Here is a 26,875-nt window from a genome sequence, read left to right on the forward strand (position 1 = left end):
CTCGCACATCAGGGCGGGGGCTCACCCGTGGGGGAAAATGCCCGTGTGCTCCAGCAACTCTTCAGCCCGTCCGTCCAGCACACGCTCGACCTGATCGGCATCTTCGTCTTCGCGATCTCCGGCGCCCTGCTGGCCGTGCGCAAGAACTTCGACGTGTTCGGCATGGCCGTCCTCGCCGAGGTCACCGCGCTGGGCGGGGGGCTGTTCCGTGACCTGGTCATCGGGGCCGTACCGCCCGCCGCCTTCACGGACCTGGGGTACTTCCTCACCCCGCTGCTCGCCACCCTCCTCGTCTTCTTCCTGCACCCCCAGGTGGAGCGCATCCAGGTCGCGGTGAACGTCTTCGACGCGGCCGGCCTCGGCCTGTTCTGCGTCGCGGGCACGATCAAGGCGTACGAGTACGGGCTCGGCCTGACCGCCTCCGCCGGGCTCGGCCTGACCACCGCCGTCGGCGGCGGAGTGCTGCGGGACGTGCTCGCCAACGAGGTGCCCTCACTGCTGCGCTGGGACCGCGACCTGTACGCCGTCCCGGCCATCGTCGGTTCCGCCCTGGCCGCCCTGTGCATCCGCTACGACGCCCTGAACCCGCTCACCAGCGGTTGCGCGGTGATCACCGCCTTCGTACTGCGCCTGCTCGCGATGCGGTACCACTGGCGAGCTCCGCGGGCGTGGCACCGGCGGTCGACGGTGAGCGAGGAGGAGCAGCCCGTCCTGCCGTGACGCGGGCGCCCATCTCCTCGGTCAGCCAGCGGAACGCGGGGACCACCTGCGGCCGCCACAGCGCCATGTTGTGGCCGCCCGCGCTCTTCGGGATGTACACCACGTGCACGGTCGTCGGCGCCTTCGCGATCTGTGCCATGGCCACGGCGGCCTCGTAGCCGTCGTGCGGCTGGCCGGAGAGGTACAGCGCGATCCGCGGCGGGACGGGCGCCCGGCGCAGCATCAGATACGGGTTGTTCGCGGCGCGCAGGGTGGGGTTCTGCGCGGTGAGCGAGTCGCGTTCGCCGATCGGGTCGTTGTAGCCGGACATGCTGACGGCGGCCCGGTAGCGGTCGGGGTGCGCGATGGCGAGCCGCGCCGCGCAGTGCGCCCCGGCCGAGTAGCCGGCGACGGCCCAGCCCCGCGGGGCGGACTGGGCGCGGAAGTTGTCCATGACCATCTTCGGCACGTCGACGCTCAGCCAGGTGTCGGCGTCGACCGTGCCCGGGATGTTGGCGCACCCTGTGTCCACCCCGGCCAGCAGGTTGGTGCGGGGCGCGACCAGGATGAACGGGGCCACCTGGCCGTCGCGCATCAGCGGCTCCAGCTGCTCGTGCGCGTGCAGCGAGCCGAACCACGCCTTCGCCGAGCCGGGGTAGCCGGGCAGCAGCTCCACGACCGGGAACCTCCGGTGCCGGTAGGCCGGTTCGCCGTACTGCGGGGGCAGCCAGACGTAGACCTCGGCGTTCACGCCCGACACCCGGCCCTTGAGCTGGGTCACCCGCACCCCGCCGGCCGCGCCCATCCCGGGCCCGGTGGCGGGCGCGAAGGTCTGCCGCACCTTGGGCAGCCGCTTGAGCGAGATGCCGCCGGTGCCGTCGGCGCCCAGGTCGGCCGCCTGCTGCACATGGTCGCCGGTGCCGAGCAGGTCGGCCCAGTTGTCGTACAGGTTGTTGGCGTTGTTGACCAGCGTGAAGACCAGCGCCACGGCCGTTCCCTGCGCGAACAGCAGCATCAGCGCCCGGGCCGCGGCACGCAGGACCCGGGGCCCGCGGATGCGCGACCACAGGACCAGCGGCACGACGAGGGCGGCGACGGACAGTACGACCAGCGTGCAGAGGAACGGTGTCCCGGTGAGGCTCATGCCCCTACAGAGGACGGGAAAGGCCCGTGGGTGCACGGACGAGTAGGACACTTACCGAGAAATTGCCCGTGTCTCACCAAGGCATGACCCTGGCCGCGTGCGAAAAGCTACCGCTTAGTAGTTAGTTCTTGTACTGTTCAGCCATGCCAGAAGCAGCCACCGCCCCGGCCGCCCGGGCCACGATCGGCGACAGCGAGTTCGACCGCGACACCGCGCTCACCCGCCGCGCGCCCGGCGTCTACGACATCGACCTCTCCGCCGGCTGGACGATCATCAGCGCCGTCAACGGCGGCTATCTGCTGGCCGTCCTGGGCCGCGCCCTCGCGGACGCCCTGCCGCACGCCGACCCCTTCACGATCTCGGCGCACTACCTGACCGCGTCCCAGCCCGGCCCGGCGGTCGTCCGCACGGACGTCGTCCGCACCGGCCGCACCCTGTCGACCGGCCAGGCCTCGCTCTTCCAGTACGACGACGAGGGCCGCGAGGTGGAACGCATCCGCGTCCTCGCCTCCTACGGCGACCTCGACGCCCTGCCCGACGACGTCCGTACGACGGCCCGGCCGCCCGCGATCCCCCCGCTGGAGCACTGCTTCGGCCCGGAGGACGGACCCGCCCCTGTCGACGGCAGTTCGGCCATCACCGAGCGCCTGATGCTCAAGCTCGACCCGTCCACCCTCGGCTGGGCCCTCGGGCAGCCCTCCGGCAAGGGCGAGATGCGAGCCTGGTTCGGCCTCAAGGACGGGCGCGATCCCGACCCGCTCTCCCTGCTGCTGGCGGTCGACGCCCTGCCGCCCACCGCCTTCGAACTCGGGCTGAAGGGCTGGGTGCCGACCGTCGAGCTGACCGTGCACGTCCGCTGCCGTCCGGTCCCGGGCCCGCTGCGGGTGTCGATCACCACGCGCAACCTCGCAGGCGGCTTCCTGGAGGAGGACGCCGAGGTGTGGGACAGCGCGGACCGGCTGGTCGCGCAGTCCCGGCAGCTGGCGCGGGTCCGGCTGGGCTGAACTCTGCCTCGCTGACAGGCAGGTCACAGGGCGGCCCCAAGGGAGGCCTGAGAGGCGTTGGTTGAGTACTCGCCTCAGGCCTCCCTCACCGTCCCTGGAGTGGTTTCTCATGAAGCGTGCGCGTCTCGTTCCCGCCGTGGCCCTGCTGGTACTGTCTGCGCCGGCCCTGGCGGCCTGCGGGTCGGGTGACTCCTCGTCGTCCTCGGACAGCGGGGGAGGGCCGGGACAGCGGCAGGCCTGCCAGGCGCCTTCGGGCGCCCCTTCCGGAGGTCCATCGGGCGCCCCTTCCGGCGCGCCCTCGGGGGCCCCGTCAGGCGCCGCCTCCGCGGGCGCCAAGCCGACGGGTGCGCCGTCCGGGGCTCCTTCGGGGACGCCCAGCGGTGCGCCGGGAGGCGGGCAGGGTGGGCAGGGCGGTCCCGGCGGGGGCCAGGGCGGCGGCTGCGGCGGCCCCGGTGGCGGCGGTCAGGCCGCGGGCGGGCAGGGGCAGCAGTCTCAACCGTCTCAGCAGCGGCAGAAGGATGAGCAGACGCCGTAGGTGCAGTAAGGAGCAGTAGGCGCAGGTACGCCGGCCGGGTGTGGCCGGGCGCGGCGAGGGCGGCGCGTCCGGTGAACGGGCGCGCCGCCCCTGTGCGTCGCGGGAGGGGTGTCAATCCAGCCAGTGCCGGCGGCCGAGGCCGATCAGCCGCATCTGGCGGGTCGCCAGCTGTGCGACGTGCCGGGTCCGGGCCGGGCGCTCCTCCTCCGGCCCCTCCTGGGCCTCCAGGAACAGCGACGCCGTACTCAGCATCTGGTCGACGTAGAGATGAGCGAGCATCAGCAGGTCGTCCTCGCTCCAGCCCTCGGACACCGGGTCCTTGGCCAGCTCGTCCTTGACCTCCTGGGCGAACCGGGCCAGTTGGTCCCGTATCGCCTCCCGTACCGGCAGAACTCCGCCATGTCGTTCACGGGCGATGAAGCGGACATGGGCGGGGTACCCGTCGACGTGACGGGCGATCAGTTCGATGGTGCGCGTGATGCGTTCCTCGTGGTCGCCCGTCGTGGACACCGTCGTCCGGATCATCGGGTGCAGGCTGCCCAGCGCCTCCTCGACCAGGGCCACGCCCAGATCCGCCGTGGAGCGGAAGTGGCGGTAGAAGGCGGTCGGGGCGACACCGACGGCGCGGGTGACCTCGCGCAGTCCCAGGCTGCTCAGGCTCTGCTCCTCCAGCAGGCCCAGGGCCGCGTCCAGGAGTGCCTGCCGGGTCTTCTGCTTCTGGGCCTGCCGGATGCCGAGGGTGTGACTCATACCATGCAGTTAACAACTGTTCTCTGGAATTGGAAAGTCATGAGAGGCGTTAGGCTGGGAAGTCAGTGAACAACTGTAACCACAACCGTTCACCGAAACCCTGGGGGCTGTTACCCGTGCTGTTCATCGTCGCCGCACTCCTGCTGCTGGGTGTCCTCCTGGGCACCGTGGCCCACGCGCCGCTCACCTTCTCCGTCGCCGTCGGCGTCGTCATCGCCGTCTGGCTGGGCATCTTCGCGCTCCGCGAGCGCGGCCGCCGCGACACCCAGGCCCACTGACACCGACCACCCCTCTTCGAACCGACTCCGGGAGTCGATCACCATGCAGCTCACCGCTCCGGCCTCGCGCCGCACCGGTATCCGCGACACCGACGGCATGGCCGTCGCGTCCTTCATCCTCGGCCTGCTCGGCCTGCTCGTGCTCAACCTCTTCCTCGGCCCGATCGCCATCGTGCTGGCGAGCGTCGCCCTGTGGCGCGGCACCGAACGCCGCGGCCGCGCCTGGCTCGGACTGGGCCTGGGCGTCGCCGACCTGCTGGTCCTCGCGGCGTTCATGGAGTTCGACAGCACGATCTCCTGGAGCTTCTGAGCCGCCGTCGGGCAGCCGTCCCTTCGGTACGCCGCGGCCGGGCCCGAGGACGACGGGCCGTCGCCGCACCGGAAAGCGGTTCGCATTCGTCCGGCCTTGATCTGAGGCCGGTGGAAGGGGAGCCGTAGAATCGGGCTCACCATGGCTTACCTCGACCACGCCGCGACCACCCCGATGCTTCCGGAGGCGGCAGAGGCGCTCACCGCCCAGCTGGGTGCCACCGGCAACGCGTCCTCCCTCCACGCATCCGGCAGGCAGGCCCGCCGCACCGTCGAGGAGGCCCGCGAGTCCCTCGCCGAAGCCCTCGGCGCCCGCCCCAGCGAGGTCGTCTTCACCTCGGGCGGCACAGAGGCCGACAACCTCGCCGTCAAGGGCCTTTACTGGTCACGCCGCGACGCCGACCCGGCCCGCACCCGCGTCCTCGCCAGCCCCGTCGAGCACCACGCCGTCCTCGACGCCGTGCACTGGCTCGGCGAACACGAGGGCGCCACCGTCGAGTACCTGCCGGTCGACTCCCAGGGCCGCGTCCACCCCGGCGCCCTGCGCGAGGCGATCGCCCGCAACCCCGACGACGTGGCCCTCGCCACCGTCATGTGGGCGAACAACGAGATCGGGACCATCCTGCCGATCCGCGAACTCGCCGATGCGGCAGCCGAGTTCGGAGTCCCGCTGCACTCGGACGCCGTCCAGGCCTTCGGCCAGATCCCCGTGGACTTCGCCGCCTCCGGTCTCGCCGCCATGACGGTCTCGGGCCACAAGATCGGCGGCCCCTACGGCATCGGCGCGCTGATCCTCGGCCGTGAGCACACCCCCGTCCCGGTCCTGCACGGCGGCGGCCAGGAACGCCATGTCCGCTCCGGCACCCTCGACGTGCCCGCCGTCGCCTCCTTCGCCGTCGCCGGGCGGCTCGCCGCCGAGCAGCGCGAGTGGTTCGCCCGCGAGATCGGCGCCCTGCGCGACGCCCTCGTCAGCGCGGTCCGTTCGGCCGTGCCGGACGCGATCCTCGGCGGTGACCCGGACCCGGAGGGCCGCCTCCCGGCCAACGCCCACTTCACCTTCCCCGGCTGCGAGGGCGACTCCCTGCTGCTCCTGCTCGACGCCCAGGGCATCGAGTGCTCCACCGGCTCCGCCTGCACCGCCGGCGTCGCCCAGCCCAGCCATGTCCTGCTCGCCACCGGCACCGACCCCGACCTGGCCCGCGGCACCCTGCGCTTCTCCCTCGGCCACACCTCCACCGAGGCCGACGTCGAGGCCCTGGCGAAGGCCATCGGCCCGGCGGTGGAACGGGCCCGGGCGGCCGGACTGACCTGAGGCCTGTCGCGAAGGGCCCTTGAGGTCAGGCCGGTGTCGTACGCGCCCGCCGTATGAGGCGCATGTACTTGTCCCAGTCCCAGTGCCGCCCCGGGTCGGTGTGGTCCGTGCCCGGGACCTCCACGTGGCCGATGATGTGCTCGCGGTCGACGGGAATGTCGTAGCGGGCGCAGATCCGGGCCGTGAGACGGGCCGACGCCTCGTACATCTCGTCCGTGAGGTCCTGCGGGCGGTCCACGAAGCCCTCGTGCTCGATGCCGACACTGCGTTCGTTGTAGTCGCGGTTGCCCGCGTGGTAGGCCACGTCCAGCTCGCGGATCATCTGTGTGACATGCCCGTCCTGCCGGACGATGTAGTGCGCCGCCGCCTTGTGCCCCGGGTCCTGGAAGGCCCTCACCGCGCTGTCGAAGCTGCCCTGCGTGACATGGACGACCACCATGTCTATGCCGTAGTCGTCGGGGCGGTCAGCGCGGCGCCAGTTCGCGTCCGACGCCGCCACCCAGCGCGCGCCCGTGTAGTCCACCTCGCCCTCCTTGCGCGGCTTCTCGACGCCCGGAGCGCGCCACCACAGACGCGCCAACTCGTCCCGGGCGAGCACGGCGGAGCCCGCCGCGGCCACCGTGCCGCCGATCAGCAGCGCGCGGCGGCCGACCTTCCGGTCGCCGTCCTTCGAAGCCTTCGGCTCTCCCATGTGATCGTCAACGGATACCCGGCGGCCCTGGTTCCCGCGCCCCCTTACCCTGGAAGGGTTATGACTGAGACCCCGCAGCGCCCCCGCCCCCTCCGCGTCCTGGCCGCCATGTCCGGCGGAGTCGACTCCGCCGTCGCCGCCGCCCGCGCGGCCGAAGCGGGCCACGACGTGACCGGCGTCCACCTCGCGCTCTCCGCCAACCCCCAGTCCTTCCGGACGGGCGCGCGGGGCTGCTGCACCATCGAGGACTCACGCGACGCCCGCCGCGCCGCGGACGTCATCGGCATCCCGTTCTACGTGTGGGACCTCGCCGACCGCTTCCGCGAGGACGTCGTCGAGGACTTCGTCGCCGAGTACGAGGCCGGCCGCACCCCCAACCCGTGCCTGCGCTGCAACGAGAAGATCAAGTTCGCCGCCCTCCTCGACAAGGCGCTCGCGCTCGGCTTCGACGCGGTCTGCACCGGCCACTACGCCCAGGTGATCGTCCGCGAGGACGGCACCCGCGAGCTGCACCGCGCCTCCGACATGGCCAAGGACCAGTCGTACGTCCTCGGCGTGCTCGACGACCGGCAGCTCGCCCACGCGATGTTCCCGCTCGGCGACACTGTCACCACCAAGGACGAGATCCGCGCGGAGGCCGAGCGCCGCGGCCTGGCGGTGGCCAAGAAGCCCGACTCGCACGACATCTGCTTCATCGCCGACGGCGACACCCAGGGCTTCCTCGCGAACCGGCTCGGCCGCTCCGAGGGCGACATCGTCGACGAGTCCGGCAACCGGCTCGGCACCCACGAGGGCGCGTACGGCTTCACCATCGGCCAGCGCAAGGGCCTGCGCATCGGCACCCCGGCCCCCGACGGCAAGCCGCGCTACGTCCTCGACATCTCGCCGGTGGACAACACGGTGACCGTCGGCCCGGCGTCCGCCCTGGACGTCAGCGCGCTCACCGCGATCAAGCCCCGCTGGTGCGGCGCCGCCCCCACCGGCCCCGGCACCTACACGGCCCAGCTCCGGGCCCACGGCGGCGAGACCGAGGTGACCGCCGAAGTCGTCGACGGCTCCCTGGAGGTCACCTTCGCCGAGCCGGTCCGCGGCGTCGCCCCCGGTCAGGCGATCGTGCTGTACGACGGCACGCGCGTGGTCGGCTCGGCGACGATCGCGTCGACGACACGGGCGACGGCGGGCGTGGCCTGATCCTGCCGCCGTACCTCGGGGCCGGGCTCCGGCCCGGGGGTTCCGGCCCGGGGGGCTCCACGCGCGTGCCCCCGTGCCGCCCCTCTCAGTCCCGGCTGAAGAACTCCGTCAGCACCGGCGCCAGCACATTCGGCTCGACCATGTGCGTCTGGCCCTGGAGCGTGCGGTACGTGCCCTCGGGGACGGAGTCCGCGATCGCCCGGGCCGCCTCGCGCAGCCACTCGGGGCTCGCGTCGCCCGCGATCGCCAGCACGGGGACGCCGACCGAGCCCAGCCGGGAGCGGGGCACCCGGCCGTCGCCCATGACGGCGTCGTCGTAGGCGAGGCTCGAGGCCATCGCCTCCATGCCGGCCCACATGGGGGACTGGCGGGCGCCCTGGATCATCCCCTCGGCAAGGCCCGTCAGCCGCAGGAACAGCTCGACCGCGTCCCCGCGCCGCCCCTCGCCGAGCGCCTCCGTCAGCCGCTCGGTGTACTGCGCACGCTCCCTGGTGCCCTCCTCGGACATCGCGAACGGCGTCTCGTACACCGCCACGCGCCGTACCGGCAGTCCGCTCGCCGCCGCCTCCAGCGCCAGCGCCCCGCCCGAGGAGATGCCGTACAGGTGCGCCTCGCCGCCCACCGCCTCGATCACCGCGGCCAGGTCCTCGACCTCACGCTCCACGGCGTACGGCGCGGTGTCCGCACTGGCGCCGCGGCCCCGCCGGTCGTACACGACGGCCTGGAAACGTTCCGAGAGCGACACGGCCAGCGGCGCCAGGGTGCCGCCCGTCGACATCGCGCCGCTCACCAGGACGACCGCGGGGCCGCGTCCGGTGCTCTCGTAGGCGATGCGGGTGCCGTCGCGGGAAAGGATCTTCTTGTCCATGCCCATGCAGACTGCCGCACGCCGGGGTGTTCATCGATGAGGCGGGCGGCGCGTCAGCCGATCAGAACACTTCCACCTCGTAGAAGCACAGGTGGTCCTTGATCTCGGCGACGTCCGGCTTGGGATCCGCATACGCCCAGACGAGGTCAGCCGCGTCCGGCAGTGACCAGTAGGAGGCGGTGCCCTTGAAGGGGCAGTACGACTGCGTGCCGGACGGCGTCAGCAGGTCCAGGCGCACGTCCTCGGCCGGGATGTAGTACCGCTCGGGACAGCCCGTCTCGCGCAGCACCAGCGACCGGTCGCTCTCCGCCAGCACCTGCCCGCCGTGCACCACGCGCACGTGCCCGCCGCTCCGCTCGATGGTGATGCGATGCCCTGTGGTCACGATCGTCCCTCCTCGGGTAGCCGACTCCTGAGGTACAGCGCAGGCTGAAGCGGAGTTCTTCCCTCGCCGCAGGAGGCCCCATGCGCGCCACGGAACCGGCCGGAAACCGCTCCAGCCTGCTGCACCAGGTCCGGTACGCCCTGCGCCACCCGGAGCGTGTGCCCGCGCACGCCCGGCGCGCGGCGCGGGACGCCTGGCTGCGGCTGCGCCACCCCGACCACATCGCGTACTACCGGGCCGTGATGGCCTCGGACGCGGCCCGCAGCACGGAGGCGGCGGTGGGGCACAACCCCTCGCGCGAGCAGTGGACGCGGATCGGCCGCATGCAGTTCGACTACCTGGTGGGCCACGGCCTCCAGCCGCATCACCGCATCCTGGAGATCGGCTGCGGCAACCTGCGCGCCGGGCGGCTGTTCATCGACTACCTCGACACCGCCCACTACTACGGCATCGACATCTCGCCGCACATCCTGCTCGCCGCCCAGGACACCCTCGTGGCCGAGAAGCTCCAGCCCAAACTGCCCTACCTGGTGCTCGCCGACGACCTCACCTTCGCCTTCCTGCCGGACGCGCACTTCGACGTCGTGCACGCGCACAGCGTCTTCTCGCACTCGCCGCTGCACGTCATCGAGGAGTGCTTCGCCCACGTCGGCCGGATCCTCGCACCCGGCGGGTTCTTCGACTTCACGTTCGACCGCACCGAGGGCGAGGAGCACCAGGTCCTGCACGAGGACTTCTACTACCGGACGGGGACCCTGACCGACCTCGCCGCGCGGCACGGCCTGGACGCCCAATTCATGGACGACTGGGAGCGCCTCCCGCACCGGCAGTCCAAAATGCGGGTCACCGTCGCGGTGGACCGGGCCCGTACGGTGGGCTCATGAACATCTGTGTCTTCCTGTCCGCCGCCGACCTCGACGAGCGCTACACCCGCCCCGCGCGGGAGTTCGCCACGCTGCTGGGCAAGGGCGGCCACACGCTGGTGTGGGGCGGCTCGGACGTCGGCCTCATGAAGGTGGTCGCCGACGGGGTGCAGGAGGCTGGCGGCCGGCTGGCCGGCGTCTCCGTGCAGTTCCTCGCGGCCAAGGCCCGCCCGGGCGTCGACGAGATGGTGATCGCCAAGGACCTGGCCGAGCGCAAGAAGCTGCTCCTCGAACGGGCCGACGCCGTGGTGATCATGGTCGGCGGCACGGGCACGCTCGACGAGGCGACCGAGATCCTGGAACTGAAGAAGCACGGGCACACCGACAAGCCGGTGGTCCTGCTCAACACCGCGGGCTTCTACGACGGCCTGAAGGAGCAGTTCCGCCGCATGGACGCCGAGGGCTTCCTGCCCCGGCCGCTCACCGACCTGGTGTTCTTCGCCGAGGAGCCGGTGGGGGCGCTGGCGTACCTGGAGGAGAGCCGGGGCATCGGGTGAGGTGACCCGGTGGTGATGCGAGCATGGCGGGCATGGCTACTCATGTGATCACCGGAGCCGGCTCCGGCATCGGCGCGGCCGTGGCCCGGCGTCTGCACGCGCGCGGGGACGACCTCGTGCTGCACGCGCGCGACGCGGGCCGCGCGAAGGAGCTGGCGGCCGAGTTCCCCGGGGCGAAAACGCTGGTCGGGGACCTCGCCGACCCCGACAAGCTCTCCTGGGCCTTCTCCCACCAGTCGCTGCCGGACCGCGTGGACTCGCTGCTGCACATCGCCGGCGTCGTCGACCTCGGCCCGGTCGGCGAGCTCACCCCGAAGACCTGGCGCCACCAGCTCAACGTCAACCTGATCGCCCCCGCCGAGCTGACCCGCCACTTCCTGCCGCAACTGCGCGCCGCCCGCGGGCACGTGCTCTTCGTCAACTCCGGCGCCGGCCTGAACGCCCACGCCGGCTGGTCCGCTTACGCCGCCTCCAAGCACGGACTGAAGGCCCTCGCCGACTCCCTGCGCCACGAGGAGCACGCGGCCGGGGTGCGGGTCACCTCGGTCTACCCCGGCCGCACGGCCAGCCCCATGCAGGCCAAGGTCCACCAGCAGGAGGGCAAGGAGTACGACGCCTCGAAGTGGATCGACCCGGAGTCGGTCGCCACGACGATCCTCATGGCCCTGGACCTGCCGAGGGACGCGGAGGTCAACGACCTGACGGTGCGCCCGGGAGGCTGACCCGGTGAAGGCGCTGCGTAGGCTTCTCCGGTGAGCGAAAACAGCCAGTTCAGGTTCGGCGCCGCCACCGGCGTGGGGTCCATGCCGGGCGGCGACGCCCGTGAGGCCGCCAAAACCGTCACCGGCACTTTCGAGGGCTTCCCCTTCCTGCCCGAACTGCCCGCCCGGGGCCCCGGCGCGGACATGATCGGGCGGACCGCCGGCATGCTCGTCGAGCTGTACGCACGCGTGGAACCCAGCGGATGGCGGCTGGGGGACCGGCCGGGGCGCGACACCAAGCGGGCCCGCTCCTGGCTGGGTGAGGACCTCGACGCGCTGGAGGAGTTCACGCAGGAGTACGAGGGGCCGCTGAAGGTCCAGGCCGTCGGCCCCTGGACCCTCGCGGCCAACCTGGAGCTGCGGGGCGGGGAGGTCGCCCTCTCCGACGCCGGTGCCTGCCGCGACCTGGCCGCATCCCTCGCGGAGGGGCTGCGCGGGCATCTGGCCGAACTGCGGCGGCGGATCCCCGGCGCGCAGCTCGTCCTCCAGCTCGACGAGCCCTCCCTCACGGCCGTCCTGCGCGGGCAGGTGAAGAGCGCCAGCGGCTACCGCACCCACCGGGCCGTCGACCGGCAGGTCGTCGAGCAGACGCTGCGCGGCCTCGTCGGGGTGCACACGTCCGGCCCGGTCGTGGTCCACTCCTGCGCCCCCGACGTGCCCTTCGCCCTGCTCCGCCGGGCCGGCGCCGCCGCCGTCTCCTTCGACTTCTCCCTGCTCACCGAGCGTGACGACGAGGCGATCGGGGAGGCCGTGGAGGGCGGCACCCGGCTCTTCACCGGTGTCGTGCCGGGCACGGAGGGTCCATTGTCAGACCCTGCCGGTAGCGTCATGGGTGTCAGGACGCTGTGGCGCAGGCTGGGGCTGTCTCCGGGGCTGCTCGCGGAGGCGGTCACGGTCACCCCGTCGTGCGGACTCGCGGGGGCCTCCCCGGGGTACGCGCGCACGGCTCTCGCACACTGCGCCCGGGCGGCGAGATCCCTCGCGGACAACCCAGAGTAACGGGAGGACGACACGGTGGCCGGCGACAAGCAAGCGGAGACGACGACGGTGCCCGCCGAGGCACGGGAGAAGCACGCGCGCCTCGCGGAGCAGATCGAGGAGCACCGCTTCCGCTACTACGTGAAGGACGCTCCCGTCGTCAGCGACGCGGAGTTCGACCAGCTGCTGCGTTCCCTGGAGGCGCTGGAGGAGGAGTACCCGGAGCTGCGCACACCGGAGTCGCCGACCCAGAAGGTCGCCGGGTCCTACGAGACGGAGTTCACGGCCGTCGAGCACCGCCAGCGCATGCTCTCCCTCGACAACACGTTCAACGACGAGGAGATGGCCGCCTGGACGGAACGCATCGCGAGGGAACTGGGCGAGCAGGAGTACCACTTCCTGTGCGAGCTCAAGGTCGACGGCCTCGCCGTGAACCTCACCTATGAGCACGGCCGCCTCACCCGTGCGGCCACCCGGGGTGACGGCCGCACCGGTGAGGACATCACGCCCAACGTGCGGACCATCGCGGAGATCCCGGAGCGCCTCAAGGGCGACCGCGTCCCCGACCTCGTGGAGATCCGCGGCGAGGTCTACTTCCCGATGGAGAAGTTCCAGGAGCTCAACGCCCGCCTCGTCGAGGCCGGCGACAAGCCCTTCGCCAACCCGCGCAACGCGGCGGCCGGTTCACTGCGCCAGAAGGACCCGCGCGTCACCGCCACCCGCCCCCTGCACATGGTGGTCCACGGCATCGGCGCTCTGGAGGGCTTCACCGGCCTGACCCGGCTCTCCCAGGCCTACGACCTGCTCGAGACCTGGGGCCTGCCCACCTCCCGGCACAACAAGGTGGTCGACGGCCTGGAAGGCGTACGGGAGTTCATCGCCTACTTCGGCGAGAACCGCCACTCGGTGGAGCACGAGATCGACGGCGTGGTCGTCAAGCTCGACCAGATCCCCCTCCAGGGCCGCCTCGGATCCACCTCACGCGCCCCGCGCTGGGCGATCGCGTACAAGTACGCGCCGGAGGAGGTCAACACCAAGCTCGTCAACATCCGCGTGGGAGTGGGCCGCACGGGCCGCGTCACCCCGTACGCCCAGGTCGAGCCGGTCACGGTCGCCGGCTCCGAGGTCGAGTTCGCCACGCTCCACAACCAGGACGTGGTCAAGGCCAAGGGCGTCCTCATCGGGGACACGGTCGTGCTGCGCAAGGCCGGTGACGTCATCCCGGAGATCCTCGGCCCCGTCGCCGACCTGCGCGACGGCACCGAGCGCGAGTTCGTGATGCCGAGCGAGTGCCCCGAGTGCGGCACGGCGCTCAGGCCGATGAAGGAGGGCGACGTCGACCTGCGCTGCCCGAACGCCCGCACCTGCCCTGCCCAGTTGCGTGAGCGCCTGTTCTACCTCGCGGGCCGCAAGGCCCTGGACATCGAGCACTTCGGCTACGTCGCCGCGGCCGCCCTCACCGCCCCGCTGGAGCCGAAGACCCCGCCGCTGGTCGACGAGGGCGACCTGTTCGACCTCACCATCGAACAACTGCTGCCCATCAAGGCGTACGTCCTCGACCCGGACAGCGGCCTGCCCAAGCGCGACCCGAAGACCGGCGAGGAGAAGGTCGCCACGATCTTCGCCAACCAGGAGGGCAAGCCCCGCAAGAACGCGGTCGCCATGCTGGAGAACATCGCCGCGGCCAAGGAGCGCCCCCTCGCCCGCGTCATCACCAGCCTGTCGATCCGTCACGTCGGACCCGTCGCGGCCGAGGCGCTGGCCCGCGAGTTCCGCTCGATCGAGCGCATCGACCAGGCCACGGAGGAGGAGCTGGCGGTCACCGAGGGCGTCGGCCCGACCATCGCCGCCTCCCTCAAGCAGTGGTTCGCCGAGGACTGGCACCGCGACATCATCCGCAAGTGGAAGGCAGCCGGCGTCCGCATGGAGGCGGAGAGCACCGGCGAGGACGAGGGGCCGCGCCCCCTCGAAGGCCTCACCGTCGTCGTCACCGGCACCCTCGAGCACTTCACCCGGGACGGCGCCAAGGAGGCGCTGCAGAGCCGCGGAGCGAAGGTGACCGGCTCGGTTTCGAAGAAGACCTCGTTCGTCGTGGTGGGGGACAGCCCCGGATCGAAGTACGACAAGGCGATGCAGCTGAAGGTTCCGGTCCTGAACGAGGAGGGTTTCGGCGTCCTGCTGGAGCAGGGACCGGACGCCGCGGCCGAAGTCGCCCTTTCGGCCGAGGAGTAGCGGTTGAAGGCCACCCGTTCGGCGCATACCAGATGCATACGGGTGGCCGGGGCGCATTCGGGCAACCGTCGGCGACCGCTGCCCGTGGAAGCCTTCTGCGGCCTACTGTTGAGATGTGCGCCTGCCGTGCCCAGCTGCGGTCGGGGCATCTTCGTGCTCGGGCAGAGCACGGGGAAGGGTTTTCCAGCGCGGGCCGCCCAAGGGTTGTCGGGCACCGGGCCGCGGGCGTGGGCACCGCCGGCTGTGAGAGGGACGGGAATGGAACCGACCGAGAGCGCCGTGCCGGGCTCACGGCTGCGCCTGCGCCGCATGGCGGTCGCATGGCGTGCAGTCCGTGGGGCAGGGCGGCCGGCGGGACGTCCGGGTGCGGAGGTGCGCGCCGTCGGACAGTACACCCCGGACGGGCGTGCCGGCGCGGGGCGCGCCGCCGAAGGCCCCGGAGCACAGCCGATCACCGAACACACTCCCGGACTGACCGGCGCGGACCCGGACGCGGACGGTGAACAGCGCCAGTCCTGGCCCGCACTGCCCGCGGCCGTCGTCGCGGCGGCCGGGTTCGTCCTGGGCGCGGGCTTCTATCGCGCCTTCACCGGCGGCCACGCGCTCTTCCCGTCCGGCACGGCCGGCTGGGCGCTGGCCGTGCTGACCGGCGTCATCGTCGGCCACCTCGTCATGCTGGGCCGCTCCCGCTGGTGGGGCGGCACCGGCTCGGGCGCCGCCCTCACCCTCGCCGTACTGCTGCTCTACGGCTGGGTCCCGGCCGGCATGGTCAGCCTCACGGTCGTCGTGCTCGTCGGGGCAGCCCGCCGCAACCGCTGGCGTCAGGGCGTGCTGCACGGCGCGGTCGACCTCCTCGGCATCGGCGCCGGCGCGCTCGTGCTGGGCGTCTTCGGAACCGTGCCGTCCGTCGAGTCCCCGGCGGAGCCCGCCGCCTGGACGCTCGCCACGGCACCCCAGGTGGCCCTGGTCGCCGTCGCCTACCTGATGGTCACCCGCGTCCTGCTCTGGTATCTGCACGCCCCGCGCCCCGGTCTGCCCACCGTCGCCCGCACCGCCCTGGTCAGACAGGGCCTGGTCGCGGTCGCGCTGCTGGGGATCGCGCCGCTGGTGTGCGTGGTCGCCGTGGCCAAGCCCATCCTGCTGCCGCTGTTCGCCATCCCGCTCATCGCCCTGGACTCCACCCTGTGGATAGCCCGCGCCCGGGCGGAGGAACAGCTGCGCGACCCCCTGACCGGGCTGCCCAACCGCCAGTGGCTGCTGGAGCGCATCTGGACCGCGCTGGACGACGCGGAGCGGATCGACGCCCGCGCCGCCCTGATGCTGATCGACCTCGACCGGTTCCGGTCGGTCAACGACACGCTCGGTCATCTCGCCGGTGACCGGCTGCTGCTGCAGATCGCCGACCGGCTGCGGGTGGCGCTGCCGCGCGGGGCGGAGGCCGCCCGGCTCGGCGGGGACGAGTTCGCCGTCTTACTGCCCGTCGCCGACTCCACGACCTCCGCGACCCGGGTCGCCCGCAACCTCGTCGCCGCCCTCAGCTCCCCGCTCGACCTCGACGGCCTCACCCTCGTCCTGGAGGCCAGTGCCGGGGTCGCCGTCTTCCCGGACCACGCCCTCGACGCCGAAGGGCTGCTGCGCCGGGCGGACGTGGCGATGTACCAGGCCAAGCGGGACCGCACCGGCGTCGAGGTCTACGAGTCCAAGCGCGACTCCAACACCCCCGACCGGCTGGGCCTGCTGGGCGATCTGCGCCGCGCCCTCGACGCCCACGAGGTGCATCTGCACTACCAGCCCAAGGTCCGCTTCGACGGTCAGGTCGCGGGCCTGGAGGCCCTGGTCCGCTGGGTGCACCCCGAGCGGGGCAAGGTGCCGCCGGACGAGTTCATAGCGATCGCCGAGTCCTCGGGCCTGATGCCCCACCTCACCGAGTACGTGCTGGAGACGGCCCTCGGCCAGGTCGCCCGCTGGCGCGAACAGGGCCTGTTCGTGCCGGTCGCGGTGAACGTCTCCCCGCGCGACGTGCACACCCCCGGCTTCGCCGGCTCCGTCGCCGCCCGGCTGGCCCGGCACGGCGTCCCGGCGGGAGCGCTCCAACTGGAGATCACGGAGCACGTCCTCCTGGAGGACCCGCAGCGCGCCGCCGACACCCTCAACCAACTGACCGCGCACGGCGTGAAGATGTCCCTCGACGACTTCGGCACGGGCTACTCCTCGCTCGTGCACCTGCGCCGGCTCCCGGTCAGCGAGCTGAAGATCGACCGCTCGTTCGTGGCCCGGCTCGCGGTCGACACCGAGGACGCGGAGATCGTGCGCTGCACGGTCGACCTCGCCCACTCCCTCGGCCTTCTCGTCGTCGCCGAGGGCGTCGAGGACGACGAGACCTGGGAACGCCTGCGCGACCTCGGCTGCGACGCCGTCCAGGGCTGGCTGGTCGCGGCGGCGATGCCCCCGGAGGAGACCACGGCGTGGCTGCGGGCGCGGGGGCCCCGGGGGTGGCAGCGGCCGCGCGCCGCGCTGCCCGCGGCGACGGCCGACGAGTGACCCTCCCCTCCGCCGATCCGCTCGCCAGGCTCGGCTCTCCTTCGGAGAGGTGATCCGGACGGGCGCTCAGCCCGTGCCCTGAGGCACGAAGTGGTTGATCAGGAGCGCCAGCCGGCGCTCGTGCGCCTCCTCGGGCAGCCGGCCGCTGCGCATCAGGGTCACCAGCCCGTGCAGCCCCGCCCAGTACGTCTCCGTCAGCAACCCGGTGTCCTCGCCCTCGGCCGCGATCGGCTCAACGGCCTGCAGCAGCTCACCGAAGGCGTCCTGGAGGGCCGCCGGCGCCTCGGGTGTGGCGAACGGCAGGTCCACCGCGTGCGTGAACATCGCGTCGTAGAGCGCGGGCCGCCGCCGGGCGAAGGCGGTGTACGCCCCGCCCACCGCCGCCAGTGCCTCGCGGGCGCTCCGGGCCGCCGTGCGCGCCGACCGCAGTTCGTCCGCCAGGTCCGCGCAGCCCTGCACCGCCACCGCCGCCATGATCGCGCCCTTGCCCTTGAAGTGGCTGTAGAGGACCGGCTGGCTGTACTCGATCTCATCGGCGAGCCGACGCGTGGTCACCGCGTCCCAGCCCTCCGCCTCCGCCAGTTCCCGTGCGGCCGTCACGATCAGCCGCTCGCGTTCGGCTCGTTCGCGCTCCCGGCGCGTCTGGATCGTCATGGAGGAAATCCTAGCACCGCTAGCGTTCCTGTCGATGCTCTGCTAGCTTCGCTCTCATCCCTAGCGTTGCTAGCAGCGAGGAGAAGAGACGTGACTGTCGCCGCGTACACCCTGGCCGTCGTGCTCAATCTGTTCTGCCTGTTCCTCGGCTACCGGTTCCTGTTCCAGCCCGCCCCCTCCGCCGCCGGTTACGGTGTCCCGGCCGACCCCGGCGGCGATGCCGGGGCCTACCTGACGATCAAGGGCCTGCGCGACGGCACCTTCGGGCTGGTCGGTCTGGCGCTGCTCGCCTTCGCGGGGGCCCGGGCCGAGGCCTGGTTCATGCTCGCAGTGGCACTCGTGCCGCTCGGCGACACACTGATCGTGCTGCGCCACGGCGGTTCGAAGGCGGTGGCCTTCGGGATCCACCTCGCCACCGCGGTCGTCGTCCTGATCAGTGCCGGACTGCTCTTCGCGGTCTGAGCGGGGAAGCGGAAACCGCCGTCACCGACGGGCACGCCGAACCGTTTCACGGGCACCGCCCCTCGCCCCATAGGATTAGGCCAAACCAATTCACTCACCCCAGAGGATCGCTGCATGCCTGGCATCACGCGCGAGGAGGTCGCCCACCTCGCCCGGCTGGCGCGTCTGGAGCTGAAGCCCGAAGAGCTCGACCACTTCGCGGGACAGCTGGACGACATCATCGGCGCGGTCGCCCGCGTCAGCGAGGTCGCCGACCAAGACGTACCGCCGACCTCGCACCCGCTCCCGCTGACGAACGTCATGCGCGCGGACGAGGTCCGTCCGTCGCTCACCCCCGAGCAGGCGCTCTCCGGCGCCCCGGCCCAGGAGCAGCAGCGTTTCAAGGTGCCGCAGATCCTGGGGGAGGACTAACCGCCATGACGGACAACGTCAACATCATCAAGCTCACCGCCGCCGAGACCGCCGCGAAGATCGCCTCCGGCGAGCTCACCGCGGTCCAGGTCACCGAGGCCCACCTCGCCCGCATCGAGGCCGTCGACGAGAAGGTGCACGCGTTCCTGCACGTCGACCGCGAGGGCGCCCTCGCCCAGGCGCGTGCCGTCGACGAGAAGCGCGAGAGGGGCGAGAAGCTCGGCCCCCTCGCCGGCGTGCCCCTGGCGCTGAAGGACATCTTCACCACCGAGGGTGTGCCCACGACCGTCGGTTCGAAGATCCTCGAGGGCTGGATCCCGCCGTACGACGCGACCGTCACCCAGCGTCTGAAGGCCGCCGACGTCGTCATCCTCGGCAAGACCAACATGGACGAGTTCGCCATGGGGTCCTCCACCGAGAACAGCGCCTACGGCCCGACCGGCAACCCCTGGGACCTCACCAAGATCCCCGGCGGCTCCGGTGGCGGTTCGTCCGCCGCGCTGGCCTCCTTCCAGGCCCCGCTCGCCATCGGCACGGACACCGGCGGCTCCATCCGTCAGCCCGCTTCCGTCACCGGCACGGTCGGTGTCAAGCCGACGTACGGCGCGGTCTCCCGGTACGGCATGGTCGCCTTCTCCAGCTCCCTCGACCAGGGCGGTCCCTGCGCCCGCACGGTCCTGGACGCCGCCCTGCTGCACGAGGTCATCGCCGGGCACGACCCGCTCGACTCGACCTCCATCGACGAGCCCGTCCCGCAGGTCGTCGAGGCCGCCCGCAGCGGCAGCGTCGAGGGCATGCGCGTCGGCGTGGTCAAGCAGTTCCGCGGCGAGGGCTACCAGGCCGGCGTCATCCAGCGGTTCGACGAGTCCGTCGTGCTGCTGAAGGAGCTGGGCGCCGAGATCGTCGAGCTCGACTGCCCCTCCTTCGACCTGGCGCTGTCGGCGTACTACCTGATCGCGCCCTCCGAGTGCTCCTCCAACCTCGCCCGCTTCGACGGCCTGCGCTACGGCCTGCGGACCGGCGACGACGGCACGCGCTCCGCCGAGGAGGTCACCTCCCTCACCCGCGAGGCCGGCTTCGGCCCCGAGGTCAAGCGCCGCATCATGCTCGGCACGTACGCCCTCTCGAGCGGCTACTACGACGCCTACTACGGCAGCGCCCAGAAGGTCCGCACGCTCATCAAGCAGGACTTCGACAAGGCGTTCGAGCAGGTCGACGTGATCGTCTCCCCGACGACCCCGACCACCGCCTTCGCGATCGGCGAGCGTGCCGACGACCCGATGGCGATGTACCTCGCCGACCTGTGCACCATCCCGACCAACCTGGCGGGCAACGCGGCCATGTCCCTGCCGTGCGGTCTCGCCCCGGAGGACAACCTCCCGGTCGGCCTGCAGATCATCGCCCCCGTCATGAAGGACGACCGCCTGTACAAGGTGGGTGCAGCCGTCGAGGCCGCCTTCGTGGAAAAGTGGGGCCACCCGCTGATCGAGGAGGCTCCGTCGCTGTGAGCGCACTGTCCAAGGCCAAGGGCTTCAAGAAGTCCAGGTCCGGTCTGTACATCTCGATGGCCACGTCGGCGTTCGGCGCCGTCGGTGTCTACAAGCAGATCAAGAAGGCCCGCGGAGACAACGACACGCTGCGGCTGCTCGACGCCGTCGTGACCGGAGCCGCGGTCGTCACCAACCTCGCCATTCTCTATCGCGAGCTGAAGCAACTGGGCGACGACGACGTCCTGCTGGGCTGAGAGGGAAGTTACACCGTGACCATCACGACCGACCTGGTGTCGTACGAGGACGCACTCGCGTCGTACGACCCCGTCATGGGCCTCGAGGTCCATGTCGAACTCGGCACCAAGACGAAGATGTTCTGCGGCTGCTCGACCGCCCTCGGCCAGGAAGCCAACACGCAGACCTGCCCGGTCTGCCTCGGCCTGCCCGGTGCGCTCCCGGTCGTCAACGCCACCGGCGTCGAGTCCGCCATCAAGATCGGCCTCGCGCTGAACTGCGAGATCGCCGAGTGGTGCCGCTTCGCCCGGAAGAACTACTTCTATCCGGACATGCCGAAGAACTTCCAGACCTCCCAGTACGACGAGCCGATCGCCTTCAACGGCTACCTCGACGTGCAGCTGGAGGACGGCGAGACCTTCCGCGTGGAGATCGAGCGCGCCCACATGGAGGAGGACACCGGCAAGTCGACCCACGTCGGTGGCGCCACCGGCCGCATCCACGGCGCGTCCCACTCCCTGCTGGACTACAACCGCGCCGGCATCCCGCTCATCGAGATCGTCACCAAGCCGATCGAGGGCGCGGGCGAGCGGGCCCCCGAGGTCGCGCGGGCCTACGTCCGTGAGCTGCGCGAGCTCATCAAGGCGCTCGGCGTCTCCGAGGCCCGGATGGAGATGGGCCAGATGCGCTGCGACGTGAACCTGTCGCTGCGCCCGAACGGCACCGAGAAGTTCGGCACGCGTTCCGAGACGAAGAACGTCAACTCGCTCAGGTCCGTGGAGCGCGCGGCCCGCTTCGAGATCCAGCGGCACGCGGCCGTGCTGTCGTCCGGCGGCACGATCATCCAGGAGACCCGGCACTTCCACGAGGACACCGGGTCGACGACCTCGGGCCGCGTGAAGGAGGAGGCCGAGGACTACCGGTACTTCCCGGAGCCCGACCTCGTCCCGGTCGCCCCGTCCCGCGAGTGGGTCGAGGAGATCCGGGCCGGACTGCCCGAGCTGCCGCTGGTCCGCCGCAACCGGCTCCGCGAGGAGTGGGGCGTCACGGCCACCGACATGCAGGCCATCCTCAACGCCGGTGCACTGGAGCCCATCGTCGCCACGATCGAGGCCGGGGCCGACGCCGCCTCCGCCCGCAAGTGGTGGATGGGCGAGCTGGCCCGCAGCGCCAACGAGTCGGGCAAGGCCCTCGACGAGCTGGCGATCACGCCGGAGCAGGTCGCCCGGGTCACCGAGCTCGTCGCGAAGGGCGACCTGAACGACAAGCTGGCCCGGCAGGTCATCGAGGGCGTCCTCGCGGGCGAGGGCACACCCGATGAGGTCGTCGACAAGCGCGGCCTGAAGGTCGTCTCGGACGAGGGCGCGCTCACCACGGCCGTCGAGGAGGCCATCGCAGGCAACCCGGCCATCGCGGACAAGATCCGCGGCGGCAAGGTGGCCGCGGCCGGCGCCCTGGTCGGCGCGGTCATGAAGGCCACGCGCGGTCAGGCCGACGCGGCCCGCGTCAAGGAGCTGATCCTGGAGAAGCTGGGCGTCAGCGAGGGCTGACCGCAGCGGACCCGACAGGGGGGATGCACCGAGCCGGTGCGTCCCCCCTGTCTCATGTGCCTACGTGCGAGCGTCTGCTGTGCCTACGGGCGACGCCCCACGACCCGGACGAAGCCCAGCGTCTCGCCCCGGTCGAGGCGCAGCATCTCCGCGCACTGGCCGGCCATCCGGACGTGCCACTCGTCCGTGTGCTCCTCGGCCACGACCTCGCACCAGCGCAGCCAGTCGCGCCAGCCGTCCTCCAGCCAGTCGGCCGTCTCCACCGCCACCGCCCCGCTGCGGGTCCAGTGGCGCCGCCACCACGCGGCGGTGTGGAAGCACCAGAAATCAGGCTCCCAGTACGGCTTGAGGTGCTCCGGCGGCTCGACGCCGTCGATCTCCTCGCGCAGCGCCGGTACGACGACGCCGATCCGCCCGCCGGGCTTCAGCAGCCGCGTCAGCCGGGGCAGGTACAGGTCGTCGGTGCCGAAGTACTGGTAGGCGTCGATCGAGACGATCGCGTCGAAGCTGCTCTCGCCGAACGGCAGGTCGTGCGCCTCGGCGAACACGGGTAGGACGCGGTCGGCGACGCCCGCCTCGGCGATGCGCCCGGCGTTCTCGTCGGGCTTGACCCACAGGTCGGCGGCGGTGACCTGAGCGTCGTATTCCCTGGCGAGGAAGATCGACGTCATGGCACGTCCGCAGCCCAGGTCGAGCACGCGGGAGCCGGGGGGCAGGGTGTCGAGCCCCAGGGCCGGGGCCAGCCACTCCAGCAGCCACAGCGCGTGCGGGCCCATCTGGTTGTCGATGGTCCAGCGGGCGTCGTAGCCGTTGCTGCGCGGGTGGCCGGGGTGCCTCACACGGTCAGTGAGGGGGTCGTTCGAGGTCCGGGAAGTGATGTCCGACATCGGTGAACGGGCTCCTTGAGTCCTTGAGGAAGAACGGGGATGCGTAGGAGCTCGGTCGGACCGTCAAACAATGCACCTGCTTCGGCCGGGCGGCGGGAAGCCGCGGGCGGTTCCTCGGACCGACGGACGCTAACAGCCGGCCCGGCGGCCCCGCACCCGGTTTTCCCCGCCCGGCGCGCTACCGTCTCGGCCATGAGTGGACGTCCTGATTCCGACACCGATCCGGAGACAGCGGATGCGGAGGCGGCCGACGAGCAGGACGAGGCCGAGGACCCGGCGGAGGACGAGGAAGACGCGCGCCGGGCCCGCTGGACGGCGGCGGGCACCGGCGCCGCACTGACCCTGGCCGGTCTCGCCGCGGCGCTGCTCCGCCTCACCCGCTCCGCACCGGCACTCGTCCCGGCCGCGTACGCAGGCGGGGCCGCCGTATGCGCTGCCGCCGCCGTGCTGGGCTCCCGCGGCCGCACCCGGCGCGCGCTGTGGCTGCTGGTCGCGGGCGTGATGGTGATGGCGCTGGGGGACCAGTTCGACTGAGGCCGGCCGTTGTGAATAAGCCCACGAATCCGACAATTGATCTCGTGAGTTTGTAAGAGTGGCAGCGCATTGCTCATGCGTTCTTTGCTGGCTGTTCAGTTCACGTACGACTGTTCCCGGTCAAAGATCCACACAAGGCAACTCCGGGAGCACGTTTCGTGGCAGCCCTCGCACGCTGGTGCGTCCAGCGACGTCTGCTCAGCGTCCTGCTGTGGCTCCTCGCGTTCGCGGGAATCGCCGCGGGCGCCGCCGTCGCCGGTACCACGTACTCGAACGACTACCAGGTCCCCGGTACCGAGTCGGGCCGCGCCACCGAGCTGCTGCACGAGGGCTTCCCGCAGCTCGGCGGTGACAGCGACACCGTCGTCTGGCACACCACGTCCGGCAGCGTCCGCGCCGCCGACGTCGAGCAGGCGATGACCCGCACCCTGGACCGGATCGAGAACCTCCCCGGTGTGGCCTCGGTCGCCGGCCCCTACGACGGGCCGGGCACGGGCCGCATCAGCGAGGACGGCCGCACCGCGTACGCCTCGGTCACCTTCCACGACCAGGCCGAGCACATCGGCAAGGGCGAGGCGCAGGCCGTCGTCGACACCGCGAAGAGCGCGGAGACCGACGGGCTCCAGGTGGAGCTGGGCGGCAGCGCCGTCGCGCTCACCGAGTCCTCCGGCGGGCACGTCGCCGAGATCGTCGGCGTGGTCGTCGCCGCGGTCGTGCTGTTCCTCGCCTTCGGCTCGCTCGCCGCGTCCCTGCTGCCCATCGCCACCGCCCTGGTCGGCGTCGGCACCGCCTACGCCGGGATCGTGCTGCTCGGGCACGCCATGACCGTCGCCGACTTCGCGCCCATGCTGGGCATGCTGATCGGGCTCGGCGTCGGCATCGACTACGCGCTGTTCATCGTCACCAGACACCGGCGCGGACTGAAACGCGGGCTGTCCGTCACCGAGGCGGCCACCAACGCCGTCGCTACCACGGGACGGGCGGTCGTCTTCGCGGGTGCCACCGTTTGCATCGCCCTGCTGGGCATGCTGATCCTCCGGCTGAGCTTCCTCAACGGCGTCGCCGTGGCGGCCGGCCTCACCGTGGTCCTCACCGTCGCCGCCTCCGTGACGCTGCTGCCCGCCCTGCTGTCCTTCATCGGCATGCGCGCGCTCAGCCGCCGTGAACGCCGCCGCCTCGCGGAGCACGGGCCGGAACCGGAGGTGCCCACCGGCTTCGCCGCCCGCTGGTCGGCGTTCGTCGAGCGCCACCCCAAGGTGCTCGGCGCCGTCGCCCTGGTCGTCATGGCGGTCCTCGCGCTGCCCACGTTCTCCCTGCACCTGGGCACCTCCGACCAGGGCAACGACCCGAAGACGGCCACCACCCGCCAGGCCTACGACCTGCTCGCCGAGGGCTTCGGCCCCGGTGTGAACGGCCCGCTCACCCTCGTCACCAAGGTCGACGGCGCCGACGACAAGCTCGCCCTGGACAACCTCGACGGCACGCTCCGCGCCACCGACGGCGTGGCCTCGGTGACGCCGGTGACGTTCGACTCCGGCGGCCACACCGCGTACCTCACCGTCGTCCCCGAGTCCTCGCCGCAGTCGAAGCAGACCAGTGATCTCGTCGAGCGGCTGCGCGAGCAGGTGCTGCCCCGCGCCGAGTCGGGGACCTCCCTGGACGTCCAGGTGGGCGGGATGACGGCCGGCTACGACGACTTCGCCGACGTCATCGTCTCCAAGCTGCCCGTCTTCGTCGGGGTGGTGATCGGACTGGGCTGTCTGCTGCTCCTGCTCGCCTTCCGGTCCGTCGGCATCCCGCTGAAGGCCGCCGCGATGAACGTCGCCGCCGTGGCCTCCGCCTTCGGCGTGGTGGTGGCGATCTTCCAGTGGGGCTGGGGCAGCGAACTGCTCGGTCTCGGCAGCGCGGGGCCCATCGAGCCCTTCCTGCCCGTGATCATGGTGTCGGTGCTCTTCGGTCTTTCCATGGACTACCAGGTCTTCCTGGTCAGCCGGATGTACGAGGAGTGGCTGGAGACCGGGGACAACCGCAGGGCCGTGCGCGTCGGCCTCGCCGAGACCGGCCGGGTGATCAACTCGGCGGCGGTCATCATGATCTCGGTCTTCCTGGCCTTCGTGCTCAGCGGCGACCGCGTGATCGCCATGTTCGGCATCGCCCTGGCCGCCGCCGTCGCCCTGGACGCCTTCGTCCTGCGCACGCTGCTCGTCCCGGCCCTGATGCACCTGCTCGGCGGCGCCAACTGGTGGCTGCCCCGCTGGCTGGACAAGCGCATGCCGCGCATCAGCATCGAACCGCCGGAGAGCCGAGCCGCCCATGAGAGGCTGGCCGCCGCGACGGACGCCGAGGTGGCGGACGTCCTGGCGGAAGAGGAGCGGCAGCGGGATGTACGCGATATCCCTGGGTGACGACGCCGAGCTGAGGCCCCTGGAGCCCTGGCACGCCGGAGAGTTCCTGGCGCACCTGGAGCGGGGGCGGGAGTTCATCGGGCAGTACATCCCGTTCGGGACGACCGAGACGGACCTGGTCTCGGCCCGCGCGAAGCTCCAGCTCTACGCCGACATGCGCGCCGCCGACACGGGCTCCCTGCACGGCCTGTGGCTGGAGGGGACGCTGGTGGGCGGGGTGCTCTTCCTGAACTTCGACGCGGCGGCCGGCAACTGCGAGGTCGGCTGCTGGCTGGAGCCCGCGGGAACGGGCCGGGGCCTGGTCACGCGCGCGATGCGGGTCCTCCTCGACTGGGCCGTCGAACAGCGCGGCATCCACCGCGTCGAGTGGGTCGCCGCCTCCGGCAATCAGGCGAGTCTGAACGTGGCGCGGCGGCTCGGTATGACGCGTGACGGTGTGCGACGCCAGGCACACCCCTATGGTGGCGTACGGCACGATCTCGAAGTCTGGTCGGTGCTGGCGCCCGAGTGGCGCGCCGCACGCGCGCGTGCCGCTCACAACGATCATTAAGAGACTTCTCAGACAGCGAACCTACGGTGCGAAACATGGCAACGAACGCAGTGGACGAGACCGAGGCCACGAAGGCCACGACCGACGAGAAGGCGGTGGACACCACCGAGTCCCACGAGGTGCCCCGGACCGAGGTCCCGGCCGCGGCCGAGGACACACAGACCAAGGTGGAGAGCCCCTCCGGCGTCGGCCAGGGCGCCGCCGCCGTGGTCTCCGCCGCGCTGGGCGTCGTCTCGCTCACCGGCAGCTGGATCGGCACCGTGGCCTCCGCGCGCCAGAACCTCATCGGTCAGCTGGAGACCGCGCAGAACGCGGGCGTGGCCCAGCAGATCCAGGCGGTCTACGGCGACGCCTGGCAGACCACCGCCCTGTGGGGCGGCCTGTTCGCGCTGATCGCGCTGGTGGTCGGCGTCGTGACGCTCGCCCGGCCCGCGTTCGGCACGCCCGGCAGGATCCAGGCCCCCTGGATCAAGTCCGTCGCCTGGGCGGGAGTCGCCCTCGGTGTCATCGGCCTGTTCCTGGCCGTCCTCAAGTACACCGGCATCCTCCTCGGACTGCCGTCCGCGAGCTGAGCCGGCGCACCTCCTGAGGGGTCTCAGG

28 protein-coding genes are annotated in these 26,875 nt (G+C 71.7%); 21 read left to right on the forward strand and 7 right to left on the reverse strand.

The window, feature by feature from the left end; translation table 11 throughout:
• Window positions 1-45 precede the first annotated feature (45 nt).
• The gene (locus ACIRDU_RS36215; protein WP_403588007.1) at window positions 46-720 is read left to right on the forward strand and encodes a trimeric intracellular cation channel family protein; all 675 of its coding nucleotides are present in this window, start codon (window positions 46-48) and stop codon (window positions 718-720) included.
• Here ACIRDU_RS36215 and ACIRDU_RS36220 read toward each other — a convergent pair.
• Window positions 611-1,843 carry an alpha/beta hydrolase gene (locus ACIRDU_RS36220; RefSeq protein WP_403588009.1) on the reverse strand — a complete coding sequence of 411 codons (1,233 nt, stop codon included), beginning with the start codon at window positions 1,841-1,843 and terminating at the stop codon, window positions 611-613. The genes ACIRDU_RS36215 and ACIRDU_RS36220 overlap by 110 nt on opposite strands.
• Before the next feature lie 143 nt (window positions 1,844-1,986).
• Between ACIRDU_RS36220 and ACIRDU_RS36225 the strand changes: the two genes are divergently transcribed.
• Window positions 1,987-2,847 carry a thioesterase family protein gene (locus ACIRDU_RS36225; RefSeq protein WP_403588012.1) on the forward strand — a complete coding sequence of 287 codons (861 nt, stop codon included), beginning with the start codon at window positions 1,987-1,989 and terminating at the stop codon, window positions 2,845-2,847.
• Between the two features lie 646 nt (window positions 2,848-3,493).
• On the opposite strand, the gene ACIRDU_RS36230 is transcribed toward ACIRDU_RS36225, so the two are convergent.
• Entirely contained in the window at window positions 3,494-4,132 is a 639-nt protein-coding gene (locus tag ACIRDU_RS36230) for a TetR family transcriptional regulator (RefSeq protein ID WP_403588014.1), read from the reverse strand.
• A gap of 116 nt (window positions 4,133-4,248) precedes the next feature.
• On the opposite strand from ACIRDU_RS36230, the gene ACIRDU_RS36235 reads away from it, so the two are divergent.
• The 3 genes from ACIRDU_RS36235 (at window position 4,249) to ACIRDU_RS36245 (ending at window position 6,031) form a co-directional block, all read left to right on the forward strand.
• Window positions 4,249-4,410 carry a hypothetical protein gene (locus ACIRDU_RS36235; protein ID WP_403588016.1) on the forward strand — a complete coding sequence of 54 codons (162 nt, stop codon included), beginning with the start codon at window positions 4,249-4,251 and terminating at the stop codon, window positions 4,408-4,410.
• A gap of 43 nt (window positions 4,411-4,453) precedes the next feature.
• Window positions 4,454-4,720, forward strand: coding sequence for a DUF4190 domain-containing protein (locus ACIRDU_RS36240; protein WP_175434860.1), 267 nt, complete (start codon window positions 4,454-4,456; stop codon window positions 4,718-4,720).
• 141 nt (window positions 4,721-4,861) lie between these two features.
• The gene (locus ACIRDU_RS36245; RefSeq protein WP_403588019.1) at window positions 4,862-6,031 is read left to right on the forward strand and encodes a cysteine desulfurase family protein; all 1,170 of its coding nucleotides are present in this window, start codon (window positions 4,862-4,864) and stop codon (window positions 6,029-6,031) included.
• A gap of 25 nt (window positions 6,032-6,056) precedes the next feature.
• Here ACIRDU_RS36245 and ACIRDU_RS36250 read toward each other — a convergent pair whose 3' ends face one another.
• Window positions 6,057-6,722, reverse strand: coding sequence for an N-acetylmuramoyl-L-alanine amidase (locus tag ACIRDU_RS36250; RefSeq protein ID WP_403588022.1), 666 nt, complete (start codon window positions 6,720-6,722; stop codon window positions 6,057-6,059).
• A gap of 60 nt (window positions 6,723-6,782) precedes the next feature.
• Between ACIRDU_RS36250 and mnmA the strand changes: the two genes are divergently transcribed.
• Complete coding sequence (gene mnmA, locus ACIRDU_RS36255; RefSeq protein WP_403588025.1) at window positions 6,783-7,913, forward strand: tRNA 2-thiouridine(34) synthase MnmA; 1,131 nt, start codon at window positions 6,783-6,785, stop codon at window positions 7,911-7,913.
• Window positions 7,914-7,998: 85 nt separating this feature from the next.
• Here the strand turns inward: mnmA and ACIRDU_RS36260 are convergent, their stop codons facing one another.
• Together ACIRDU_RS36260 and ACIRDU_RS36265 are read right to left on the reverse strand one after the other, a co-directional pair.
• Window positions 7,999-8,781 carry an alpha/beta fold hydrolase gene (locus tag ACIRDU_RS36260; protein ID WP_403588028.1) on the reverse strand — a complete coding sequence of 261 codons (783 nt, stop codon included), beginning with the start codon at window positions 8,779-8,781 and terminating at the stop codon, window positions 7,999-8,001.
• A 61-nt stretch (window positions 8,782-8,842) separates the two neighbouring features.
• Window positions 8,843-9,166, reverse strand: a complete 324-nt coding sequence (locus ACIRDU_RS36265; RefSeq protein ID WP_403588031.1) for a DUF427 domain-containing protein — start codon at window positions 9,164-9,166, stop codon at window positions 8,843-8,845.
• Window positions 9,167-9,246: 80 nt separating this feature from the next.
• On the opposite strand from ACIRDU_RS36265, the gene ACIRDU_RS36270 reads away from it, so the two are divergent.
• The 6 genes from ACIRDU_RS36270 (at window position 9,247) to ACIRDU_RS36295 (ending at window position 17,098) form a co-directional block, all read left to right on the forward strand.
• Window positions 9,247-10,050, forward strand: a complete 804-nt coding sequence (locus tag ACIRDU_RS36270) for a class I SAM-dependent DNA methyltransferase (protein ID WP_403588033.1) — start codon at window positions 9,247-9,249, stop codon at window positions 10,048-10,050.
• Window positions 10,047-10,586 carry a TIGR00730 family Rossman fold protein gene (locus tag ACIRDU_RS36275; RefSeq protein WP_403588036.1) on the forward strand — a complete coding sequence of 180 codons (540 nt, stop codon included), beginning with the start codon at window positions 10,047-10,049 and terminating at the stop codon, window positions 10,584-10,586. Before ACIRDU_RS36270 ends, ACIRDU_RS36275 begins: the two co-directional genes overlap by 4 nt.
• A gap of 23 nt (window positions 10,587-10,609) precedes the next feature.
• A complete protein-coding gene (locus tag ACIRDU_RS36280; RefSeq protein ID WP_403588039.1) occupies window positions 10,610-11,308 on the forward strand; it encodes an SDR family oxidoreductase in 699 nt (232 codons plus the stop codon).
• Window positions 11,309-11,389: 81 nt separating this feature from the next.
• Entirely contained in the window at window positions 11,390-12,346 is a 957-nt protein-coding gene (locus ACIRDU_RS36285) for a methionine synthase (RefSeq protein WP_403588146.1), read from the forward strand.
• Window positions 12,347-12,361: 15 nt separating this feature from the next.
• A complete protein-coding gene (ligA, locus tag ACIRDU_RS36290) occupies window positions 12,362-14,557 on the forward strand; it encodes an NAD-dependent DNA ligase LigA (protein WP_403588042.1) in 2,196 nt (731 codons plus the stop codon).
• 258 nt (window positions 14,558-14,815) lie between these two features.
• Window positions 14,816-17,098, forward strand: coding sequence for a putative bifunctional diguanylate cyclase/phosphodiesterase (locus ACIRDU_RS36295; RefSeq protein WP_403588045.1), 2,283 nt, complete (start codon window positions 14,816-14,818; stop codon window positions 17,096-17,098).
• A gap of 66 nt (window positions 17,099-17,164) precedes the next feature.
• Here the strand turns inward: ACIRDU_RS36295 and ACIRDU_RS36300 are convergent, their stop codons facing one another.
• Window positions 17,165-17,752, reverse strand: a complete 588-nt coding sequence (locus ACIRDU_RS36300; RefSeq protein ID WP_403588048.1) for a TetR/AcrR family transcriptional regulator — start codon at window positions 17,750-17,752, stop codon at window positions 17,165-17,167.
• A 90-nt stretch (window positions 17,753-17,842) separates the two neighbouring features.
• Between ACIRDU_RS36300 and ACIRDU_RS36305 the strand changes: the two genes are divergently transcribed.
• The 5 genes from ACIRDU_RS36305 to gatB all read left to right on the forward strand — a co-directional run bounded on the left by ACIRDU_RS36305 (window position 17,843) and on the right by gatB (window position 21,899).
• Window positions 17,843-18,214 (forward strand): DUF4267 domain-containing protein, encoded by a 372-nt coding sequence (locus ACIRDU_RS36305; RefSeq protein WP_403588050.1) that lies wholly within the window; start codon window positions 17,843-17,845, stop codon window positions 18,212-18,214.
• A gap of 114 nt (window positions 18,215-18,328) precedes the next feature.
• On the forward strand, window positions 18,329-18,625 hold the full coding sequence (gene gatC / locus ACIRDU_RS36310) for an Asp-tRNA(Asn)/Glu-tRNA(Gln) amidotransferase subunit GatC (RefSeq protein ID WP_018531282.1): 297 nt from the start codon (window positions 18,329-18,331) through the stop codon (window positions 18,623-18,625).
• Window positions 18,626-18,630: 5 nt separating this feature from the next.
• Entirely contained in the window at window positions 18,631-20,133 is a 1,503-nt protein-coding gene (gatA, locus tag ACIRDU_RS36315; protein WP_403588054.1) for an Asp-tRNA(Asn)/Glu-tRNA(Gln) amidotransferase subunit GatA, read from the forward strand.
• Window positions 20,130-20,369, forward strand: a complete 240-nt coding sequence (locus ACIRDU_RS36320; RefSeq protein ID WP_403588057.1) for a hypothetical protein — start codon at window positions 20,130-20,132, stop codon at window positions 20,367-20,369. The genes gatA and ACIRDU_RS36320 overlap by 4 nt, the downstream gene beginning before the upstream one ends.
• 15 nt (window positions 20,370-20,384) lie before the next feature.
• Window positions 20,385-21,899: an Asp-tRNA(Asn)/Glu-tRNA(Gln) amidotransferase subunit GatB gene (gatB, locus tag ACIRDU_RS36325; RefSeq protein WP_403588060.1), complete on the forward strand. Its 1,515-nt coding sequence runs from the start codon at window positions 20,385-20,387 to the stop codon at window positions 21,897-21,899.
• Between the two features lie 83 nt (window positions 21,900-21,982).
• Here gatB and ACIRDU_RS36330 read toward each other — a convergent pair whose 3' ends face one another.
• The gene (locus ACIRDU_RS36330) at window positions 21,983-22,786 is read right to left on the reverse strand and encodes an SAM-dependent methyltransferase (protein ID WP_403588063.1); all 804 of its coding nucleotides are present in this window, start codon (window positions 22,784-22,786) and stop codon (window positions 21,983-21,985) included.
• A gap of 192 nt (window positions 22,787-22,978) precedes the next feature.
• Between ACIRDU_RS36330 and ACIRDU_RS36335 the strand changes: the two genes are divergently transcribed.
• The 4 genes from ACIRDU_RS36335 to ACIRDU_RS36350 all read left to right on the forward strand — a co-directional run bounded on the left by ACIRDU_RS36335 (window position 22,979) and on the right by ACIRDU_RS36350 (window position 26,847).
• On the forward strand, window positions 22,979-23,320 hold the full coding sequence (locus tag ACIRDU_RS36335) for a hypothetical protein (protein ID WP_403588066.1): 342 nt from the start codon (window positions 22,979-22,981) through the stop codon (window positions 23,318-23,320).
• A gap of 158 nt (window positions 23,321-23,478) precedes the next feature.
• Entirely contained in the window at window positions 23,479-25,725 is a 2,247-nt protein-coding gene (locus ACIRDU_RS36340) for an MMPL family transporter (RefSeq protein WP_403588068.1), read from the forward strand.
• Window positions 25,703-26,275, forward strand: a complete 573-nt coding sequence (locus ACIRDU_RS36345; protein WP_403588071.1) for a GNAT family N-acetyltransferase — start codon at window positions 25,703-25,705, stop codon at window positions 26,273-26,275. The genes ACIRDU_RS36340 and ACIRDU_RS36345 overlap by 23 nt, the downstream gene beginning before the upstream one ends.
• Before the next feature lie 35 nt (window positions 26,276-26,310).
• Window positions 26,311-26,847 carry a hypothetical protein gene (locus ACIRDU_RS36350; protein ID WP_403588074.1) on the forward strand — a complete coding sequence of 179 codons (537 nt, stop codon included), beginning with the start codon at window positions 26,311-26,313 and terminating at the stop codon, window positions 26,845-26,847.
• The last annotated feature ends 28 nt before the right edge of the window (window positions 26,848-26,875 follow it).

Origin of the sequence: Streptomyces sp. NPDC093598, assembly GCF_044764825.1 — a bacterium.
Lineage (GTDB): Bacteria > Actinomycetota > Actinomycetes > Streptomycetales > Streptomycetaceae > Streptomyces.

Bases quoted from the DNA above. Each gene is read 5' to 3' on its own strand.
- ACIRDU_RS36335 (WP_403588066.1), top strand. From the start codon at position 22,979: ATGAGTGGACGTCCTGATTCCGACACCGATCCGGAGACAGCGGATGCG.
- ACIRDU_RS36270 (WP_403588033.1), top strand. From the start codon at position 9,247: ATGCGCGCCACGGAACCGGCCGGAAACCGCTCCAGCCTGCTGCACCAG.
- ACIRDU_RS36295 (WP_403588045.1), top strand. From the start codon at position 14,816: ATGGAACCGACCGAGAGCGCCGTGCCGGGCTCACGGCTGCGCCTGCGC.
- ACIRDU_RS36285 (WP_403588146.1), top strand. From the start codon at position 11,390: ATGCCGGGCGGCGACGCCCGTGAGGCCGCCAAAACCGTCACCGGCACT.
- ACIRDU_RS36260 (WP_403588028.1), bottom strand. From the start codon at position 8,781: ATGGACAAGAAGATCCTTTCCCGCGACGGCACCCGCATCGCCTACGAG.
- ACIRDU_RS36250 (WP_403588022.1), bottom strand. From the start codon at position 6,722: ATGGGAGAGCCGAAGGCTTCGAAGGACGGCGACCGGAAGGTCGGCCGC.
- ACIRDU_RS36245 (WP_403588019.1), top strand. From the start codon at position 4,862: ATGGCTTACCTCGACCACGCCGCGACCACCCCGATGCTTCCGGAGGCG.
- ACIRDU_RS36220 (WP_403588009.1), bottom strand. From the start codon at position 1,843: ATGAGCCTCACCGGGACACCGTTCCTCTGCACGCTGGTCGTACTGTCC.
- ACIRDU_RS36300 (WP_403588048.1), bottom strand. From the start codon at position 17,752: ATGACGATCCAGACGCGCCGGGAGCGCGAACGAGCCGAACGCGAGCGG.
- ACIRDU_RS36225 (WP_403588012.1), top strand. From the start codon at position 1,987: ATGCCAGAAGCAGCCACCGCCCCGGCCGCCCGGGCCACGATCGGCGAC.
- ACIRDU_RS36280 (WP_403588039.1), top strand. From the start codon at position 10,610: ATGGCGGGCATGGCTACTCATGTGATCACCGGAGCCGGCTCCGGCATC.
- ACIRDU_RS36230 (WP_403588014.1), bottom strand. From the start codon at position 4,132: ATGAGTCACACCCTCGGCATCCGGCAGGCCCAGAAGCAGAAGACCCGG.
- ACIRDU_RS36240 (WP_175434860.1), top strand. From the start codon at position 4,454: ATGCAGCTCACCGCTCCGGCCTCGCGCCGCACCGGTATCCGCGACACC.
- ACIRDU_RS36330 (WP_403588063.1), bottom strand. From the start codon at position 22,786: ATGTCGGACATCACTTCCCGGACCTCGAACGACCCCCTCACTGACCGT.
- mnmA (WP_403588025.1), top strand. From the start codon at position 6,783: ATGACTGAGACCCCGCAGCGCCCCCGCCCCCTCCGCGTCCTGGCCGCC.
- ACIRDU_RS36345 (WP_403588071.1), top strand. From the start codon at position 25,703: ATGTACGCGATATCCCTGGGTGACGACGCCGAGCTGAGGCCCCTGGAG.
- ACIRDU_RS36350 (WP_403588074.1), top strand. From the start codon at position 26,311: ATGGCAACGAACGCAGTGGACGAGACCGAGGCCACGAAGGCCACGACC.
- gatA (WP_403588054.1), top strand. From the start codon at position 18,631: ATGACGGACAACGTCAACATCATCAAGCTCACCGCCGCCGAGACCGCC.
- gatC (WP_018531282.1), top strand. From the start codon at position 18,329: ATGCCTGGCATCACGCGCGAGGAGGTCGCCCACCTCGCCCGGCTGGCG.
- ACIRDU_RS36275 (WP_403588036.1), top strand. From the start codon at position 10,047: ATGAACATCTGTGTCTTCCTGTCCGCCGCCGACCTCGACGAGCGCTAC.